Raw genomic sequence first — 18,030 nt, 5'->3', positions numbered from 1 at the left:
TAAAAAGCCGACCTTCGGGTCGGCTTTTTTATTGCTCGCGTGCCGGCTTTCTCATACCCGCAATGTCCGGCATCACCCTCTTCATCATCTCCAGAAAACGGCGTAAACGCGCCGGATAATAACGCGACCACGGATAAACCAGATGGACCGGGAGCGCGGCGGGCTGCCACTGTGGAAGCAAATGCACTAAGCGCCCTTCCTGGATATCCTCCTTGACCGTCCAGCTTGAAACCATCGCCACCCCTAAACCTGTCAGGGCGGTATTGCGCGCAACATGCAGGCTATCCGTGCTTAGCCGTGGCGCAATGGAGATGCGTTTTACCTGCGAAAGATCATCCCACAACTCCACATGTCGCTGATAGAACGTGCTGATGGCAATCCAGGGAAGCGCCTGCAGATCCTCCGGTGTGTGAACCGGCGCAAACTGGTTCAGCAGCGCAGGCGATGCCACCACACAGCGTGGCACTTCCGCCAGCAGCACGGAGACGGTTGCCGGATCCACCTCTGCGCCAACTCGAATAGCACAATCCAGATTGTCGCTCAGAAAATCCACCGACTTATCGTTGAGCATCCACTCCACCGACAGCTGAGGATAACGCTGCAAAAACTCCGTTAACGGTCTCAGGAGCTGATCCTGCCCAAAGGCGTGCGGTGCACGTACCCGTAACACCCCGACCGGCTCGTCCTCCGTCTGGCCGATTTCATCTTCCAGTGCCAGCCAGCTATCAATGACCCGCCGGGCATGTTGATAGCAGCGCTCGCCGTCATCGGTAAGTTTTGTTGCATGGGTGGTTCGCAATAAAAGCCGTACCCCCAGCAGCGTTTCCAGAGACTGAAGGCGGCGGCTCACCGTGGCCTGGCTCGTCGCAAGCAGTCTTGCCGCCCCGGATAGCGATCCGCTTTCCACAATACGAACAAATGTGCGCATGAGTTCAACCCTGTCTATACGCTCAACTCGCTTCATTATTTTCTCTTCTATACGCCAAACGTATAAGCGTTTTACCACCAGACCCTCTACCGTCGCAAGGCGTAGTGATAAAAAATAGCGGCACACTATGAGTGAGGAACGTCTTATGAACACAACAACTGCTCCCCATGCCGCCAGTCGCTGGGTGATTTTTATGCTGGCTCTGGGGGCTGGCTTTAGCGTCGCATCCATTTACTACGCGCAACCGCTGCTGCCGCTGATAGGCGCCGACCTTCATCTCACTATCGAAGGGATGGGGCTGGTCCCGACGCTGACCCAGGCAGGCTACGCGCTCGGTATTCTGTTTCTGTTGCCGCTTGGCGATCGTCACGACCGCAGGACGTTAATCCTGATAAAAAGCGCCGCCCTGGCACTGTTTCTGCTGGGCTGCAGCCTGACCGGGCAGCAGCACTCACTGCTGCTGGCAAGCCTGCTGATTGGCATGGCCGCGACCATGGCACAGGATATCGTTCCCGCAGCGGCTATCCTCGCCCCCGAAGGGAAACAGGGAAAAACCGTGGGAACCGTGATGACAGGGTTGCTGATGGGTATCTTGCTGTCGCGAACCGTCAGCGGTGTGGTGGGTGAAGCTTTTGGCTGGCGCGTCATGTATCAGCTGGCCGCTGTAAGCATCGCATTTATTGGAGCGGTGATGTGGCGGGTACTCCCGCGTTTTGCCATTCACTCCACGCTGAGTTATCCCGCCCTGATGCGCTCAATGGAACATCTGTGGCGTCGTTATCCGGCTCTGCGTCGTGCAGCACTGGCACAGGGTTTTCTGTCGATTGCCTTTAGCGCCTTCTGGTCAACGCTGGCGGTCATGCTGCTGGAGCGCTATCACCTGGGGAGCGCCGTCGCGGGTGGTTTTGGTATTGCCGGGGCCGCGGGGGCCTTAGCCGCCCCGCTGGCGGGAGGTCTGGCGGACAAGCTGGGCGCCGGAAAAGTCACGCAGCTTGGCGCAGCACTGGTTACCGTCTCGTTTGCCCTGATGTTCCTGATGCCCGCGCTGGGTCTTCATGGACAACTGATTCTGATTGCAGTCTCAGCCATCGGGTTTGATCTGGGCCTGCAATCCAGTCTGGTGGCGCACCAGAATCTGGTCTATAGCCTTGAGCCTCAGGCCAGGGGGCGTCTTAATGCCCTGCTGTTTACGGTGGTCTTTATCGGCATGGCGTTGGGTTCGGCTGCGGGGAGTAAAATCTACACGCTGGCTGGCTGGACGGGCGTGGTTGCCCTGGCAACGGTATGCGGTGTCATTGCGCTGGCAATACGTCTGATTGAAAGTGCACGCGTCGCCTCCGCACCGGCAGAAATCGCGTAAAAAAAATGCCCAATCCACACGGATTGGGCAGTAAAACATGCCCAGTTTCAAGACATGTTCCAAGAGGTCAAGATGTTATCTGTTCAGCTGGAACAGGGACATGCCCTGCATATCGCTAAACGCTTTATAAGATGCCTGCAGCGCGGCCTGCTGCATGGTGTAAGAGGAGATCGCTGCATTCCAGTCCACATCAACCAGGTCGCTCATCTGCTTAGTCTGGCCCAGTGCACGATCGTCACCAAGGTTATCCAGCTTTTCAAGCTCGTTCATCTTGGTACCTACATCAGCAGCGACAGTAAGAATGTTGTTCTGGGTATTTGTGATGCCGGTTTGAGCATCAGAAATGATTTTCCCCTGTGCTTCAGCTGCAGCAGAGTCGGTATCGACGGGAACCTTAAGCGCGGTAATCGCCGTATCGAGGATCTTGAACATGTTCGTCTCGCCATATCCGCCACCTGGCAGTTCTTTGGCGTTACTGGTGATGCTTTCGAAGATCTGCTGACCCGTGTGGCTAATGACCATATTACGCGCGGTATCAACCTGCTGCGAAATAGCCTCAGTACCGCCTTTGTAGTCACCGGTAACGGAATCAAACGGTGGCACTTCAGTCTTAAAGCCGGCAAAGATAAACCGACCATTACCATCCGCGGTGTTTGCAAGGTTCATCAATTGGTCGCGAATACCTTGCAAATCGCTCGCCAGCGACAGGCGATCGTCATCACTTAAGGTTGCGTTTCCGGCATAGACTAATTTCTCTTTAGCACTGGTGATAGCGGCAGTAACCTGGTTAAGAACATTATCTTCGAGAGAAACTTTTTGTGATGCGAACGATCTTGCCAACGCAAACTGGCTATTTTGTGACTGTGATTGTGACAGAACAATAGCCTGCGACGCCGCGATAGGATCGTCCGACGGGCGATTGACGCGCTTGCCGGTGGACATTTGTTCACCATAACTCAACCACTTGCTCTGGGAATCGGTGATCCCGCGCATGTTTTGGTCGTACATCATCTGGGTGCTAATACGCATGTTTCACCTCAGCCTTAGCGAATATTAATGATTGCATCAAAGAGCGAGCTGGCAGTTTGTAGAACCTGCGCATTAGCGAGGTAATACTGCTGATAGCGCTGCAAATTGCCGTACTCTTCGTCAAGGTTTACCCCTGAGATCGACTGCTGCTGTTTGGTTAACTGCGTCGCCACATTCGCTTTCGTTTCGCTGCTGGTTTTCAGTGCCGCTGTTGAGCTACCAACGGTACTGACAAGGGAAGCATAAGCATCATTGAAAGACTTATTCCCGCCGACAAGCTTGCTATTTTGCAGATCCAGCAATTTTTGACCGTTGCGGTTGTCACTTTCGCCACCGGCGCTTGTCGATGCCATCGCCAGTTTGGACTCATCATTAAACTTGAGTTCCATGTTTACGATGACATCAGAAACGGGCTTCACAACAAAACTGTCTTTGTTATTCGCGGTACCGCTCACGTTGACATTCAGGCCGTCGAAAGACAGATTGCCGCTCGCATCCGGACTCATCGTGAAACTGGTCTTATCCGACGTACGCGTAATGGTCCAGTCGGTTCCGTTGAACTGCAGCTTATAATCGGTTGCCTGGACTTTAGTACTGTCAGTCACGGAGGCTGTCAGCGCGGCGGTACCTGAATTCTTGCTGTTGGACACAACCGCAGGCGAGCCAAAGTCAAAGAGCTTGCCGCCAGCATCGCCGTTAGCATCAAAACCCGCTTCATGCTGCTTGTTCATCGCGTCAGCAAAGGCCAGCGCCATCTGGTTAAGGCTATTACGCGCTTTATCCAGATCTTCAGAGCGGAAGGTGAGTAAACCGCCAAGGGTGCCGGTGGTAATCAGCTTCTCAGGAATTTCGATATTCCCGGAAACGTCATCGGTATAGGCCAGCGTTGTACGGGTTGGGTCTGCGCTGGAATTCACCGCAGCCAGCTGGTTCGCTTTGCTCCCCTGTACCAGGCTGTAACCGGTGCCAAATGAGACGTTATACGTGCCGCCATCCTGCACAGAAACTTCAACACCGACAATTTTATTCAGTTCGCTCACCAGCTGATCGCGTTGATCGAGCAGGTCATTTGGTGATGAGCCAGCACCCACGCCGGTCAGACGGGAAATCTGATCGTTCAGGTTCGCAATCTGTTTGGCGTAGTTATTAATTTGATCGACGCTGGCAGAAATCGCGGTATTCACCTGAGAATCCTGATCGCGAAGATACTGATCGTTGGTTTTAAACTGATTGACCAGGCCATCCGCTTTGCCCAGCACCGTCTGGCGCGCAGCCGGATCTTCCGCGTTGCTCACCAACGTCTGCAGACTTTTGAAGAAGTCCTGCAGCGTGGTAGAGAGCGAGTTGGTGGTATCCGAGAGCACATCGTCGATTTTTGACATCTGCTGATAGCGCGTAGTCAGGCCGCTGCTCTGGGTCTGCGCGGCGCGCAGCTGGTTGGTAATGAATGCATCATACTCACGCTGGACACCGGAGACATAAACCCCGTTACCTACCCAGCCACCGCCGGTCAGCGTGCTGTTCGACGCGCCCAGCACTGTCGTCTGGCGGGTATAACCTGCCACGTTATAGCTTGAAATATTATTACTGACGGTATTGAGTGCCGACTGCGCAGCACTGAGGCCACTCATGGCACTGTTAATCAAACTGGACATGGGGGTTCCTTTTATACGTTCAGACACGAGTCCTGATGAAGGTTATCGGCAGCCTCCACCGGGACTTGAGAACTTTCAGAACAGATTTTCGATATCTGTGCTATAGGCTTTACTGACCTTCTCGCCCATCGATTTCAGCTGCTGAATCATGCTGGTGAGCTTACGCGCATAGTTCGGATCGGTGGCGTAGCCCGCGTTCTGCAGTGCCTGAGCGCCCTGCTCCGCGGTTGCCGCCTGTGTAACGGCGGTGTAACGCGGATTTCGGCTCAACAGGCCCACATAGTCGGATAAGGCTTCCAGATAGGAGCTATAGACGCGGAATTTGGCTTTAACCTTCACCGCCGCACCGTTTTCATATTCAGTGGTGGTGATCTCGGTGGTCGGCCCCTTCCAGCTCGACGTGGCCTTCACGCCGAAGATGTTAAAGCTCGGATCGCCGTTTTCTTTACGGATCTGCCGCTGACCCCAGCCGGACTCCAGCGCCGCCTGCGCGAGGATCAGGTGGTGAGGCACGCCGCTCTGTTCACTGGCAAGACGTGCCGGCAGCGAGAGCTGCGCCAGGAAGTCTTTGCTGTCGCCAGAAAGTGGCTCATCGCTGGTACTCGTGGCCTTCGGTACGGCTTTGCGCACCATCTGCGTCAGGGCCTGATTCTGATAACTGGTCACCGTTTGCAGGTCGAACTTCATCGGCACCTGCTGTGGCTTATCATCCGGCTGGATGCCCTGCGCGGCTTCGGTCTGTTTGACAATCATATCAGCCAGACCGAGTCCTTTCCCGGCGGTCATCTGCTGCGCAATCTGCTGGTCATACATGCTGGTGTAAAGACGGGTTGAATCACTGCTGAACATCCCGTCTTTCGGCAGGGTTTCACGCATGCTTTTCAGCATCATCTGTACAAACATCCCTTCCACCTGGCGGGCGACCGGGCGGATATTCGCCGCCGGGTCCTTACCTGCTTTGGTTTTCAGTTCGTTGAGCGACTGGGCATCCCAGGCAGCACCGGTCAACAGCTTGCTATCGGTCAGCATCAGATGATTTCCAGTTTGGCGCGCAGACAGCCCGCGCTTTGCATGGATTGCAGAATCGACATCAGATCCATCGGCGTCGCCCCCAGGGCATTCAGGGCCCGAACCACGCTATTGAGGTTCGCGCTGGAGCGTACGCTCTGCAGCGATCCACCGCTCTGGCGCAAATCAATCTGCGTTTGTGGCGTCACCACGGTCTGGCCACCCCCGAACGGGGTATCAGGCTGACTGACGTTGGCGGAACGGTTAACCGTCACGGAGAGGTTACCCTGCGCCACGGCACAGCTGTCGAGCGACACTTCGCGGTTCATTACGACCGAACCGGTGCGCGAGTTGATAATCACTTTGGCATCCTGAACCGGAACATTCACTTCCATATTCTGGATATCAGCCAGCATACGGACCTGGTTGCTGCTGCCGGTAGAAGTGCGGATCTGCACGGTACGGGCATCCAGTGCCGTGGCGCTGCCGTAGCCGCGGCTACGGTTGATGGTGTCGGCAATCTGCTGCGCCATTGTGAAGTCTTCATTATTCAACTGCAGGTTAATGGTGTTACCTGCGCCAAACTGGGTCGGCAGTTCACGCTCAATGATTGCACCATTGGTGATACGCCCGCCGTTCAGCTGGTTCACCTGCACACTGCTGCCACCCGCAGACGCGCCGGCACCGCCGACAAGAATGTTCCCCTGCGCCAGCGCATAAACCTGGCTGTCGACCCCTTTCAGCGGAGTCATCAGCAGCGTGCCGCCACGCAGGCTTTTGGCGTTACCCATTGACGAGACCACGACATCAATCGTCTGCCCCTGGCGCGCGAACGCCGGGTAGGAGGCGGTGACCATGACCGCGGCCACGTTTTTCAGCTGCATGTTGGTTCCCGCCGGGACGGTAATACCGAGCTGGGAAAGCATGTTGTTCAAACTTTGAGTCGTGAATGGCGTCTGGGTGGTCTGGTCGCCCGTTCCGTCCAGACCCACCACCAGGCCATAGCCAATCAGCGAGTTTTCGCGTACGCCCTGAACGCTGGTGAGATCGCGAATACGGTCAGCCTGGGCAAACGTTGCCACCAGCGCCAGCGCCACGGCGAAGATCGATTTAAACATGGGTCACCTCGCTTACATCGGCGATAAGTTAAGGAAGAAACGCTGCAGCCAACCCATATTTTGCGCTTCATTGATGTAGCCGTTACCGACGTACTCGATGCGCGCATCCGCCACCTGGGTGGACGGAACGGTGTTGGTGCCGCTGATGGTGCGAGGATTAACCACGCCCGAGAAACGAATGAACTCAGTGCCCTGATTGATGGCGATCTGTTTTTCACCCACAACGTGTAAATTGCCGTTAACCAGCACCTGGTCAACCGTCACCGTCAGCGTGCCGCTAAAGGTATTGCTGGCATTCGCGCCACCTTTACCGTTAAAGGTATTGCCGCCAGAGGCCTCGACATCAGCACGCGCATTGCCGAACAGGCCCTGCAGATAGCGTGGAACGGTATCGAAACCGAAATTGGTTTTGCCATCGCGGCTGGCATTCGCCGACGAGCTCTTGCTCGCGCTGACGTTTTCCTGCAGCACAATGGTCAACGTATCGCCGACATTACGCGGGCGGCGATCTTCAAACAGCGGTTGATAGCCATAATTGATTGGCTGCGCGGTCTGGAAAATGGAGCCGTTCACCACTGGCGCCGGGCCAGGAACGGGTTGGGCGGTAGTCGCACCCTGCACTAAAGGTTTAGACGGGATCAAGGCACACCCGCTGAGGGTGACAGCCAGAACAGTCAGTATCGGATAACGAAACGCCGCGTTTTTTTGCATTGCCTTCATCTTCGAAAACAGGGAGCCGGCGCGGCGTTGACCGCACCGGGCTACACCTTAGAGTTGCGTCAGTTTCTGCAGCATCTGGTCGGTCGTCGACACTGCTTTACTGTTAATTTCATACGCGCGCTGGACCTGGATCATATTCACCAGCTCTTCCGCAACGTTCACGTTCGAGGTTTCCACATAACCCTGATACAACAGACCCGCACCGTTGAGGCCCGGGGTGCTTTCATTTGGCGTACCGGAGGATTGCGTTTCGGTGTAGAGGTTCTCACCAATGCTTTCCAGACCGGTGTCGTTCATGAAGGTGGTCAGGTTTAGTTGTCCAACCTGAACAGGTGCGGCCTGCCCCTGCTGCGTCACACTCACCACGCCGTCACGCCCGATAGTAATACTCAGGGCATTCGCCGGGATGGTAATCGCAGGCTGAACCTGGAAACCACCCGCCGTCACCAGCTGACCATTCTGATCGACCTGGAACGATCCGTCGCGGGTATAGGCAGAAGTACCGTCAGGCAACTGCACCTGGAAGAACCCCTGGCCTTTGATTGCCACGTCTTTGCTGTTGTTGGTCTGAGACAGGTTGCCCTGGCTATGCAGACGCTCGGTGGCTACCGGACGAACACCGGTACCAATCTGCAGACCGGATGGCAGTGTCGTTTGTTCAGAAGACTGCGCTCCAGGCTGGCGGATGGTTTGATAAAGCAAATCTTCGAAAACGGCACGCTGACGCTTGAAACCATTGGTGCTGACGTTTGCCAGGTTGTTGGCAATCACATCCATGTTGGTTTGCTGCGCGTCCAGGCCAGTTTTCGCGATCCATAAAGAACTGATCATAAGGAGTCCTGTTAACTCATAGCCAGAAGTTGGTTAGCCTTGCCCGCGTTTTCATCAACGCTGCTGATAATCTTCATCTGCATTTCAAAACGGCGGGCACTGGCGATCATGTCGGTCATCGCTTCGACCGGCTTGACGTTACTGCCTTCCAGAACGCCGGACATCACGCGGATGCTCGGATCGGCCTGTAACGTGGCACCCCGAGTGGCCTGGGTCGCCTGGCTCAGACGGAACATCCCGTCATCGCCACGCTGCACCTCTTTGCCTTCCGCCTTCACCAGCTTCAGACGCCCGACGGGCGCAACGGTATTGGCCGGATCGCCCGGGTTCAATGCCGAAATGGTCCCGTCGGCCGCGATAGTCAGCTCAGACCCTTCCGGCACCGTCAGCGGGCCCGCTTCACCCATTACCGGATGACCCTGAATCGTCAGCTGGCCCGTGGCACTCACCTGGATGTTACCGTTACGGGTATATCCTTCACCGCCGTCAGCGGTCTGCACCGCCAGCCAGCCGTCCTGTTGCAGGGCAACGTCCAGCGGGCGTGAGGTGTAATCCATCTGGCCTGGCGTCATATCCGCACCCGGCGTAGAGGCCGTAACCAGCGTACGCGTCGGCAGGGAGAGCCCTTCCACCGGGACCGCACGCAGCGCATTAAGCTGCGCACGAAAGCCCGGTGTAGAGGCGTTTGCCAGGTTGCTGGCAGTAACAGCCTGCTGATTGAGCGTCTGGCTTGCCGCGCCCATCGCGGTATATATTGCGTGATCCATTGCGCTTTCCTGTCAGCCGCTTAACGCAGGTTAACCAGCGTGTTGAGGATCTGATCCTGGGTTTTGATGGTCTGCGCGTTCGACTGATAGTTACGTTGCGCGACGATCATGTTCACCAGTTCTTTACTCAGATCCACGTTAGACGCTTCCAGCGCACCGTTGGTCAGCGTACCGAAGTTACCGGAGCCCGCGGTACCCAGCAGCGCCACGCCGGAAGACTGGGTGGCAGACCAGACGTTATCGCCTTCAGACTTCAGACCTTCGTTGTTGGCGAAGTTAGCCAGCACGATCTGGCCCAGGGCTTGGGTCTGTTCGTTGGAGTAGTTACCCACCACGGTGCCGTCGTCGTTGATCTGGTAGCTCACCAGGTCACCCGGTTTGTAACCGTTCTGGTTGGTTGCCACGATGTTATTGGCGCCGGTGTTCTGCTGCATGGAATTGGCGAAGCTCATCGCAAACGTGGCTGGCGTTGCACCTGGAACGGTGCCGGTAGTGATATTGATGCTGCCGCCGCCGGTCAGTACGCCGCTGGTGTTGAAGGTCAGCGTAGTCGCCAGGGATGGCGTGCTTCCTGCAACGCTGCCGTCCTGGGCATAGACTTTCCAGGAGTTTGCCGGAGTCGCGTCTTTAACGTAAAACAGGTTCATGTTGTGCGCATTACCCTGGCTGTCAAAGACCGTCACCGTCCCTTTTTTGTTGTAGCTGTCAGGGTTGGTCGGATCAAAGGCCGTGGTTGGCGCGGTGTCAGTGGAGTTCAGGTTGATCTGCTGGGACGCGGTGGTGGTGGATTTCGCCGCCATCAAGGTCGTTGGGATATTGATCGCCTGCGGGTTAGCGCCGGTCTGAACCGTTGGCGGAGTACCCGCAACAGGATAACCGGTTAATTGCAGACCCTGCATGTTCACCAGGTTACGGTTTTCGTCCAGTTTGAACTGACCGTTACGGCTGTAGAACACAGAGCCGTTGGAATCGACCATACGGAAGAAACCGTTCTGGCTGATGGCGACGTCCAGACCACGACCGGTGTTGGTCGTCGTACCGTCGGTAAAGTCCTGAGTGATGCCCGCAACTTTCACGCCCAGACCCACTTTGGAACCGGCAAACATATCTGCAAATGAGGCAGAACCGGATTTAAAACCATAGGTCGCGGAGTTGGCGATGTTGTTGCCAATGACATCCAGGTTGGTGGCCGCAGCATTCAGGCCGCTGACCGCTTGAGAAAAGGCCATGACTTACTCCTGATAAGTGTTAAGGCTTAGATAATCTGCCGAACTTCGTCGAGCGTGGTGGTACCTGAGGTACCCAAATCCAGTTTGTTACCGCCAGCGCCTTTAATCACGCCCTGAACCAGTGCGAACTGCAGCGGCTGTGCCACCAGTTGGGTGGTTCCGTTGCTGGCGCTGATCGCCACTTTGTAAGAACCGTTTGGTGCTTTCGTGCCGTCGGTCAGGCTGCCGTCCCAGGTAAAGGTGTGTACGCCTGCCTTCAGCTCACCGATGTCAATGGTGCGTACCACTGCCCCGCTCGCATCGCTGATCGTCGCAGTCACTTTGTCAGCCGGCTGCTGCAGCTCAACGCCAAACGGCGTGGTGGTCGTGGTTGACGTCCCCTCGGTAGTGCTGGTGCCGGCAAGGATCGTGGTCCCCGGGATCATCACCCCATGACCAATCAGATTCGCAGCCTGCAGAGACTGGCTGTTGTCAATCTGACCGGAAACGGAGCCAAGGGTGGTGTTGAGTTTTTCAATGCCGCTGACGGTACTGATCTGCGCCAGTTGCGTGGTCAGCTCGTTGTTCTGCATCGGATTGGTGGGATCCTGGTTCTTCAGCTGCGCCACCAGCAGCGTCAGAAAGCTGCTCTGCAGATCGGACGCGTTACTGCCCGTCAGGGCGTTGGAACCCGTCGAACTTTTGGCGCCATTAACACCTGAGTTCGTGGGATCATTCACATTTACGGCGATGGACATGCATGTCTCCTTTACTGGCCGAGAGTGAGTGTTTTGAGCATCATGCTCTTCACGGTATTAAGCACTTCGACGTTTGCCTGGTAACTGCGTGACGCCGACATGGAGTTCACCATCTCACCCACCACATCCACGTTAGGCATTTTTACGTAACCGTTCGCATCCGCCAGCGGGTTGCCAGGCTCATACACCAGCTTGTCCGGTGCCTGGCTCTCAACCACATCAGAGACTTTCACACCGCCGGTGGCCGCGCCTGGCGCCGCATCGACCTGAAAGACGACCTGTTTCGCACGATAAGGCTGACCGTCTGGTCCGGTCACGCTGTCGGCGTTCGCCAGGTTACTGGCGGCTACGTTCAGACGTTTGGACTGCGCGGTAAGCGCCGAGCCGGCGATATCAAAAATATTCAGCAAGGCCATTTATCAGTTGCCCCCCTGCAGGACGTTCATCATGCCTTTGATTTGTCCGCCGAGAACGGTCAGGCCTGTCTGGTATTTCAGGCTGTTATCGGCAAACTGTGTACGTTCCCGGTCCATGTCCACGGTGTTACCGTCGAGTGAAGGCTGGTCGGGAATGCGATAAAGCAAATCGGTCGTTGGTGCGGTCATCGTCTGAGCGGGAATATGGCGTGAGGAGGTCAGCGCGAGCGCGACACCGCTCCCTTCTGCGCGTCCACGCTCCATCACTTTTTTAAGCTCACTGGAAAAATCAATATCGCGCGCCTGATACCCTGGCGTATCGGCGTTAGCGATATTGGCGGCTAAAATTTCCTGCCGCTGGGCACGTAAATTGAGCGCTTCCTGCTGAAAACGTAACGCGGCGTCGAGTTTATCGAGCATGTCTCCTCCGCTGATGGCAAAATTTCAGTTCACAGCTTAAATCTCAACCCATCCGCCTTATCGACGGAATAAGCGCAAAATGCGTCGCTATTTATTGCGTTGATGAAAAACCACTGCAGGTAGAATTCACTCAATTCTGGAAACGGTGGAACTTGCGATGCAAACGTTAAAACGTGGCCTGATGGCAACTTTCTTGCTTTTTAGCCCCCTGGTGCAGGCGGATGGTTTACAGGATCAGCTAAACACCTTTTTTGCCCAGAAGCTGGCGGGCTTTAGCGATGAAGTTGTCGTCACGGTACGCACGCCACCAAATCTGTATCCCTCCTGTGAGCAGCCGTCATTTACCGTGACCGGCACCACCAGACTGTGGGGGAACGTGAACGTGCTGGCACGCTGCGCCAACGAAAAACGGTATTTACAGGTTGCAGTCCAGGCGACAGGCAATTATGTTGTCGCCGCTGTCCCCATTGCCCGGGGTACCGCACTGCAGGCCAACAGCGTGACGTTGAAGCGCGGCCGTCTGGATCAGCTGCCGCCACGGACAATGCTTGAAATTAACCAGGCGCAGGACGCCGTCAGCCTGCGTGATGTCGCACCGGGCCAGCCGATACAGCTGTCGATGCTGCGCCAGGCGTGGCGCGTCAAGGCGGGTCAACAGGTGTTGGTGGTGGCCAATGGAGATGGCTTCAGTATCAACAGTGAAGGGAAAGCGTTAAACAATGCCGCGGTAGCGCAAAATGCCCGCGTCAGAATGTCTTCAGGGCAGGTGGTTAGCGGAACCGTCGATTCTGATGGGAATATTCTGATTAACCTATAATCTTTTTAAAGATTTCGCTGCAGCTGCCGATAAATATTCAACTAATGATGATGTCAGGCGCCAACGCCGCGAACCCTCGATGAGGACAACACTATGAGCATTGATCGTACATCAGCCCTGAAGCCGGTAAGCGCTGTACAACCTCGCGAAACGAATGACGCTACGCCGCAGAAAACGCGTCTGGAAAAACCGTCAACGTCTAACAGCACCAGCGTAACCCTGAGCGATGCCCAGGCAAAACTGATGCAGCCAGGCGGCAACGATATCAACATGGAACGCGTTGAAACGCTGAAAACGGCTATTCGTAACGGCGAGCTGAAAATGGACACCAGCAAAATTGCTGACGCCCTGATTCAGGAAGCGCAGAGTTTCTTACAGAGTAACTAACCGTATGAGTCGACTGTCAGAAATACTGGATCAAATGACGGTTGTCCTGAACGACCTGAAAACGGTAATGGACGCTGAGCAACAGCACCTCTCTTCCGGTCACATCAACGGCAGCGCGTTGCAGCGTATTACTGAAGACAAAAGCTCGCTCCTGGCGACGCTGGATTACCTTGAGCAGCAACGTCGCGCTGAGCAGGATCCTAAGCGCAGTGCTAACGACGATATCGTTGAGCGCTGGCAGACTATTACAGAAAAAACCCAGCATCTTCGCGATCTCAACCAGCATAACGGCTGGCTGCTTGAAGGTCAGATAGAGCGTAATCAGCAAGCGCTTGAGGTGTTAAAACCGCATAAAGAAACCGGGCTGTACGGTGCGGATGGGCAGACAGCGACGGCACGTATTACGGGCGGGAAAAAGATTTCGATTTGAAGCATAAGCGACAAATCAAGCAGTGGGGAGCACCATAAGGTGAACTCCCCTTTTGGCGTTTATGCCGTACGGCGGGCAAACTCTTTCACTTTGAAGCCCAACACGGCGAGGGTGGCAAAGTAAGCCACAACCCCAACACCCACCACGGCCATCAGTCGCAGCAGACGATAAGGCATGGTGCCGAGCGACCACTCCGGCATCACGTGCATCATGCCGAGCAACGCCGCTGCCATCACCAGCACCGCGATAACCAGTCGCACAAGGAAACTCGCCCAGCCCGGCTGCGGCGTGAAGATATCCTGCTTACGCAGCTGCCAGTACAACAGCCCGGCATTCAGACAGGCCGCCAGACCAATAGACAGAGCCAGCCCCGCGTGCTTCAGCGGGCCAATAAACGCCAGGTTCATCAACTGGGTCATCACCAGCGTCACCAGGGCAATCTTCACCGGCGTTTTAATGTTCTGACGGGAGTAGAACCCTGGTGCCAGCACTTTAACAACAATCAGCCCCATCAATCCCACCGAGTACGCCACCAGCGCCTGCTGAGTCATGGACGCATCATGGGCTGAAAATTTACCGTACTGGAACAGCGAGACGGTCAGCGGTTTCGCGAGGATCCCCAGCGCCACCGCGCTTGGCAGTGCCAGCAGGAAACAGAGGCGTAAGCCCCAGTCCATCAGGCGGCAATACTCATCATGGTTGCCGCTGGCAAAGCTTTTAGAGAGCGACGGCAGCAGAATCGTCCCCAGCGCGACGCCCAGTACGCCAGAAGGAAACTCCATCAGACGGTCAGCGTAGTACATCCAGGAGACCGAACCGGACACCAGGAAAGAGGCAAAGATGGTATTGATGATAAGTGAGATCTGGCTGACAGAAACCCCGAGGATTGCAGGTCCCATCTGCTTCATGACGCGCATTGCGCCGGCATCACGGAAATTAATGCGCGGCAGAACCAGCATGCCAATTTTCTTCAGATGCGGCAGCTGATATGCCAGCTGCAGGACGCCACCCACGGTCACCGCCCAGGCCAGCGCCAGTACCGGCGGGTTGAAATGCGGTGCGGCAAACAGGGCAAAGCCGATCATGCTGACATTCAAAAACGTCGGCGCAAACGCCGGAACGGAGAAGCGGTTCCAGGTATTGAGGATTGCCCCCACCAGCGAGGCCAGTGAGATCAACAGGATATAAGGAAAGGTAATGCGCAGCAGCTGGGTGGTGAGCGCAAATTTATCAGCGGTGTCGGCAAACCCCGGCGCGGTCACCATAATCACCCAGGGCGCAGCCAGCATCCCCAGGACTGTCACTATAGCCAGCGCCAGCGTCAGTAGCCCGGAGACGTAGGCGACAAACACCCGCGTAGCATCTTCGCCCTGCTTGCTTTTATATTCTGCCAGAATTGGAACGAAGGCCTGCGAGAAAGCCCCCTCAGCAAAAATACGGCGCAATAAATTCGGCAGTTTGAACGCGACGAAAAAGGCGTCCGTTGCCATCCCAGCACCAAAAACCCTTGCCACAATGGCATCGCGCGCAAAACCCAGTACGCGAGAAAACATGGTCATCGAGCTGACGGCTGCCAGCGATTTTAATAAGTTCATTAATGTGAATTTCCACAACCATACGGCAAAACGCCTGCAGAGCAGGCGTAATGAATGCCCGACGGCGTTGCGCTTGCGCAGGCCTTCGGATTTGCAGGCCGGGTAGGCGAAAAGCCTCCCGGCGAAACCAACAATCGGCGCTTAGTCTACCCGGATTTAAGGGAATTACTATCGGCAGATGTTACAGAGGGTTATTCACTCATGGCCTCTCGCCAGAGCCGTTCCACGATGCGTTGCGCCATGATGGCCTGTTCACCGGCGGTTTCCGGAACCGTCTGATTTTGCACGCAGCTAATGAAGTGACGGGCGCATCCCGCGAAGCCGCGTTGCTCCAGAGTGCTCTGCCAGCCCGGCGCCGGAAGCGTGACCACACCGTTGCCCTTCTCTTCTCGCCACTCCCGCATGTCAGTGATGTCATACAGCGCACCGTCAGTGACGGCCTGGACAAACTCCCGCTGACTGCCCGCACGACGATGCATGCTGGTGGTCACCTGCAGATGTTCCAGCGCAAAGTGGTGCTCGGCGTAGACCATCTCGCCCAGATCGTTGGTCATCAGGGTCCCGCTTTTCAGCTGAGCCTGGCCGTTTGTCAGCCAGAGCGCCGTGTCCACCACGTGCAGATAATCATCGAGAAGCGTAAAGCGCAGATCGTTTGGCCCGACGCTGTCGGTACGGTGTTTATCCATCCTCAGGGAGGCCAGCGCGCCCGGCTGTGACTTCAGCTGCTGATAAAGCGGAGCGAAGCGGCGGTTAAAGCCCACCATCAGCGTCAGGTTCTTGCGTGCCGCCAGCTCTATCAGTCGCTCGGCATCCTGAACGTTCTCCGCCAGGGGCTTATCCACACAGACGTGAACACCGGCATTCAGCAGTTCGCTGACCACCTGATAGTGCGTTGCCGTTGAGGTATGCACAAATACCGCATCGCACTCGCGGGCAAGATCCGACAGCGAAGCGGCATAAGGTATCCGCCAGGTTGCGCAGATGCGTTCAGCCTTCTCGCGGGTAGGTGACCACGCGCCCTGAAGCGTCCAGTCCGTTGCCGCGCCTAATACCGGTAACCAGGCTTTTTGTGCAATACCGCCAAGCCCCACCACGCCTACACGTAATTTTTTCACTGTTAATCTCCCAAATGTGCCAGCAGTGCGTCCAGGCGCTGTTTCAGCCCAGCGACCTCCTCTTCCAGCGCGTCCACGCGCGCCGTCAGGCTGCCGCTGACAACAGTGGACTCTTGTTCCGTTGCCAGCGTCGCGGTATCCACCTCGCCACTGAAGAGATGCATATAGCGGCTCTCACGCTTGCCCGGTTCGCGTGCCAGACGCACCACGTAAGGGCCATCCTCGCGGGTTGCAAGCCCTTCCAGGGTTTGTTCCACTTCCTGCATATCCGCAAACTCATGCATACGGGAAGCCCGCGTGCGCAGCTCGCCGGGAGTTTGTGCCCCGCGCAGTAAAAGGGTCGCGATCACCGCCACTTCCGCGGCGCTCAACTTCAGGTCGCCGAATTCGGAATTACAAAAACGTTGTTCGTACTTGGTGACGCGGTTTCCGAAGCCGCTGACGGTGCGCAGATAATGGCGTTTCACCAGTTCATCCAGCACATCCTGAACGTCATGCTCGCTGAGGTTCATTACCGGCTCGCGGTTGGTCTTTTGGTTGCAGGCCATCATGACGGCATTGACAGAGAGCGGATATTGCTCCGGCGTCGTGACCTGTTTTTCCAGCAGGCATCCGACGACGCGCGCTTCTGCACCGCTTAACTGATATTTCATCTCTTCTCCTTAGCGACCCGCTGTCCAGTCCCGGGTGGTTAATGCCGTGAGGACATGGTCGCGCCATTCTCCATCTATCAGCAGATAGTCTTTGGCGTAACCCTCTTTCTCAAACCCTAAACGCGCCAGCAAATTACCGCTGCGCTGATTATGCGGCATATAGTTCGCCATAATACGATGAATATGTTGCGTGCGTTGCATATAACGGATCGCCACCGTTAATGCTTCATACATCAGCCCCTGCCCCTGCCATTTCTGACCGATGGAGTAGCCGAGGTAGCAGGCGTGAAACGATCCGCGCACGACGTTTGAAAAGTTGGCGATGCCGATGATCTCTTTTTCTTCAGGATCCAGCAGCGCAAAATAAAACGCACTTCCCTGCTTATGAAATTCCGCAATCATACTGAGGCGCGCCTGCCAGCCGGATGGGTAACAATGGCTCTCATCCCGAACGGGTTCCCAGGGTTTTAAAAACTGGCGATTCTCGGCGTAATAATCCGCCAGACGCCAGGCATCACGCTCATGCACCAGACGAACGACCAGCCTGTCCGTTGTCAGACGCACTTTTGGCACATTACTGCGATAGCCAAACATCGATACCACTCCTTCCCGTCACTTCTGCTGACCCATTAGCTTTACTATACCTGTGCCTGCGCCGTCTGTGAAAACAGTGACATACCATTTTGACCTCTTTTCACATTTTTCGATGAGAACTCTCTATCAAAGCGTTCTTTTGATAAAAAAATATTGTCACGCCCAGGGGTGGGAAAACGCGCAGTAACCCCGCAGAATGTTAGCGTGCTCACCATCCTGTT

The 18,030-nt window shown here is 55.9% G+C and carries 20 protein-coding genes; 4 read left to right on the top strand and 16 right to left on the bottom strand.

Annotation, left to right across the window (positions count from 1 at the left end):
- Positions 1-28 precede the first annotated feature (28 nt).
- Positions 29-964 carry a LysR family transcriptional regulator gene (locus tag L462_RS19055; RefSeq protein WP_032677873.1) on the bottom strand — a complete coding sequence of 312 codons (936 nt, stop codon included), beginning with the start codon at positions 962-964 and terminating at the stop codon, positions 29-31.
- Positions 965-1,073: 109 nt separating this feature from the next.
- Between L462_RS19055 and L462_RS19060 the strand changes: the two genes are divergently transcribed.
- The gene (locus L462_RS19060; protein WP_032677872.1) at positions 1,074-2,288 is read left to right on the top strand and encodes an MFS transporter; all 1,215 of its coding nucleotides are present in this window, start codon (positions 1,074-1,076) and stop codon (positions 2,286-2,288) included.
- A gap of 75 nt (positions 2,289-2,363) precedes the next feature.
- Here L462_RS19060 and flgL read toward each other — a convergent pair whose 3' ends face one another.
- The 11 genes from flgL to flgB all read right to left on the bottom strand — a co-directional run bounded on the left by flgL (position 2,364) and on the right by flgB (position 12,218).
- Positions 2,364-3,317, bottom strand: a complete 954-nt coding sequence (flgL, locus tag L462_RS19065; RefSeq protein ID WP_014169564.1) for a flagellar hook-associated protein FlgL — start codon at positions 3,315-3,317, stop codon at positions 2,364-2,366.
- Positions 3,318-3,331: 14 nt separating this feature from the next.
- A complete protein-coding gene (gene flgK / locus L462_RS19070) occupies positions 3,332-4,972 on the bottom strand; it encodes a flagellar hook-associated protein FlgK (RefSeq protein WP_025204461.1) in 1,641 nt (546 codons plus the stop codon).
- A 75-nt stretch (positions 4,973-5,047) separates the two neighbouring features.
- A complete protein-coding gene (gene flgJ, locus L462_RS19075; RefSeq protein ID WP_014169562.1) occupies positions 5,048-6,001 on the bottom strand; it encodes a flagellar assembly peptidoglycan hydrolase FlgJ in 954 nt (317 codons plus the stop codon).
- Positions 6,001-7,098, bottom strand: coding sequence for a flagellar basal body P-ring protein FlgI (locus L462_RS19080; protein ID WP_014169561.1), 1,098 nt, complete (start codon positions 7,096-7,098; stop codon positions 6,001-6,003). The genes flgJ and L462_RS19080 overlap by 1 nt, the downstream gene beginning before the upstream one ends.
- A gap of 12 nt (positions 7,099-7,110) precedes the next feature.
- Positions 7,111-7,809, bottom strand: coding sequence for a flagellar basal body L-ring protein FlgH (gene flgH, locus L462_RS19085; RefSeq protein ID WP_023311139.1), 699 nt, complete (start codon positions 7,807-7,809; stop codon positions 7,111-7,113).
- A gap of 57 nt (positions 7,810-7,866) precedes the next feature.
- On the bottom strand, positions 7,867-8,649 hold the full coding sequence (gene flgG, locus L462_RS19090) for a flagellar basal-body rod protein FlgG (RefSeq protein ID WP_008500810.1): 783 nt from the start codon (positions 8,647-8,649) through the stop codon (positions 7,867-7,869).
- Positions 8,650-8,660: 11 nt separating this feature from the next.
- The gene (locus L462_RS19095) at positions 8,661-9,416 is read right to left on the bottom strand and encodes a flagellar basal body rod protein FlgF (protein WP_032677871.1); all 756 of its coding nucleotides are present in this window, start codon (positions 9,414-9,416) and stop codon (positions 8,661-8,663) included.
- 20 nt (positions 9,417-9,436) lie between these two features.
- Positions 9,437-10,645, bottom strand: a complete 1,209-nt coding sequence (flgE, locus tag L462_RS19100; RefSeq protein ID WP_014169558.1) for a flagellar hook protein FlgE — start codon at positions 10,643-10,645, stop codon at positions 9,437-9,439.
- A gap of 26 nt (positions 10,646-10,671) precedes the next feature.
- Positions 10,672-11,382 (bottom strand): flagellar hook assembly protein FlgD, encoded by a 711-nt coding sequence (gene flgD, locus L462_RS19105; protein WP_020884678.1) that lies wholly within the window; start codon positions 11,380-11,382, stop codon positions 10,672-10,674.
- Positions 11,383-11,393: 11 nt separating this feature from the next.
- Entirely contained in the window at positions 11,394-11,798 is a 405-nt protein-coding gene (flgC, locus tag L462_RS19110) for a flagellar basal body rod protein FlgC (protein WP_013097138.1), read from the bottom strand.
- Between the two features lie 3 nt (positions 11,799-11,801).
- Entirely contained in the window at positions 11,802-12,218 is a 417-nt protein-coding gene (flgB, locus tag L462_RS19115; protein WP_014169556.1) for a flagellar basal body rod protein FlgB, read from the bottom strand.
- A 157-nt stretch (positions 12,219-12,375) separates the two neighbouring features.
- Here flgB and flgA point away from each other — a divergent pair, with 157 nt between their 5' ends.
- The 3 genes from flgA (at position 12,376) to flgN (ending at position 13,852) form a co-directional block, all read left to right on the top strand.
- A complete protein-coding gene (gene flgA, locus L462_RS19120; protein WP_032677870.1) occupies positions 12,376-13,035 on the top strand; it encodes a flagellar basal body P-ring formation chaperone FlgA in 660 nt (219 codons plus the stop codon).
- A gap of 93 nt (positions 13,036-13,128) precedes the next feature.
- On the top strand, positions 13,129-13,422 hold the full coding sequence (flgM, locus tag L462_RS19125) for a flagellar biosynthesis anti-sigma factor FlgM (protein WP_032677869.1): 294 nt from the start codon (positions 13,129-13,131) through the stop codon (positions 13,420-13,422).
- Between the two features lie 4 nt (positions 13,423-13,426).
- The gene (gene flgN, locus L462_RS19130; protein ID WP_025204463.1) at positions 13,427-13,852 is read left to right on the top strand and encodes a flagella biosynthesis chaperone FlgN; all 426 of its coding nucleotides are present in this window, start codon (positions 13,427-13,429) and stop codon (positions 13,850-13,852) included.
- Between the two features lie 59 nt (positions 13,853-13,911).
- Here the strand turns inward: flgN and murJ are convergent, their stop codons facing one another.
- The 4 genes from murJ to rimJ form a co-directional block, all read right to left on the bottom strand.
- Positions 13,912-15,447 (bottom strand): murein biosynthesis integral membrane protein MurJ, encoded by a 1,536-nt coding sequence (gene murJ, locus L462_RS19135; protein WP_020884681.1) that lies wholly within the window; start codon positions 15,445-15,447, stop codon positions 13,912-13,914.
- Positions 15,448-15,638: 191 nt separating this feature from the next.
- Positions 15,639-16,562 (bottom strand): Gfo/Idh/MocA family protein, encoded by a 924-nt coding sequence (locus tag L462_RS19140; RefSeq protein WP_020884683.1) that lies wholly within the window; start codon positions 16,560-16,562, stop codon positions 15,639-15,641.
- A gap of 2 nt (positions 16,563-16,564) precedes the next feature.
- Complete coding sequence (locus L462_RS19145) at positions 16,565-17,215, bottom strand: YceH family protein (protein ID WP_014169549.1); 651 nt, start codon at positions 17,213-17,215, stop codon at positions 16,565-16,567.
- Between the two features lie 9 nt (positions 17,216-17,224).
- Positions 17,225-17,809, bottom strand: a complete 585-nt coding sequence (rimJ, locus tag L462_RS19150; RefSeq protein WP_013097146.1) for a ribosomal protein S5-alanine N-acetyltransferase — start codon at positions 17,807-17,809, stop codon at positions 17,225-17,227.
- Positions 17,810-18,030 lie beyond the last annotated feature (221 nt).

The sequence above is a fragment of the Enterobacter sp. BIDMC 26 genome (assembly GCF_000534435.1).
Taxonomy (GTDB): domain Bacteria; phylum Pseudomonadota; class Gammaproteobacteria; order Enterobacterales; family Enterobacteriaceae; genus Enterobacter; species Enterobacter ludwigii.
Note: the sequence above shows the minus strand (reverse complement) of the source record. Positions and strands in the feature narration are given on the sequence as shown.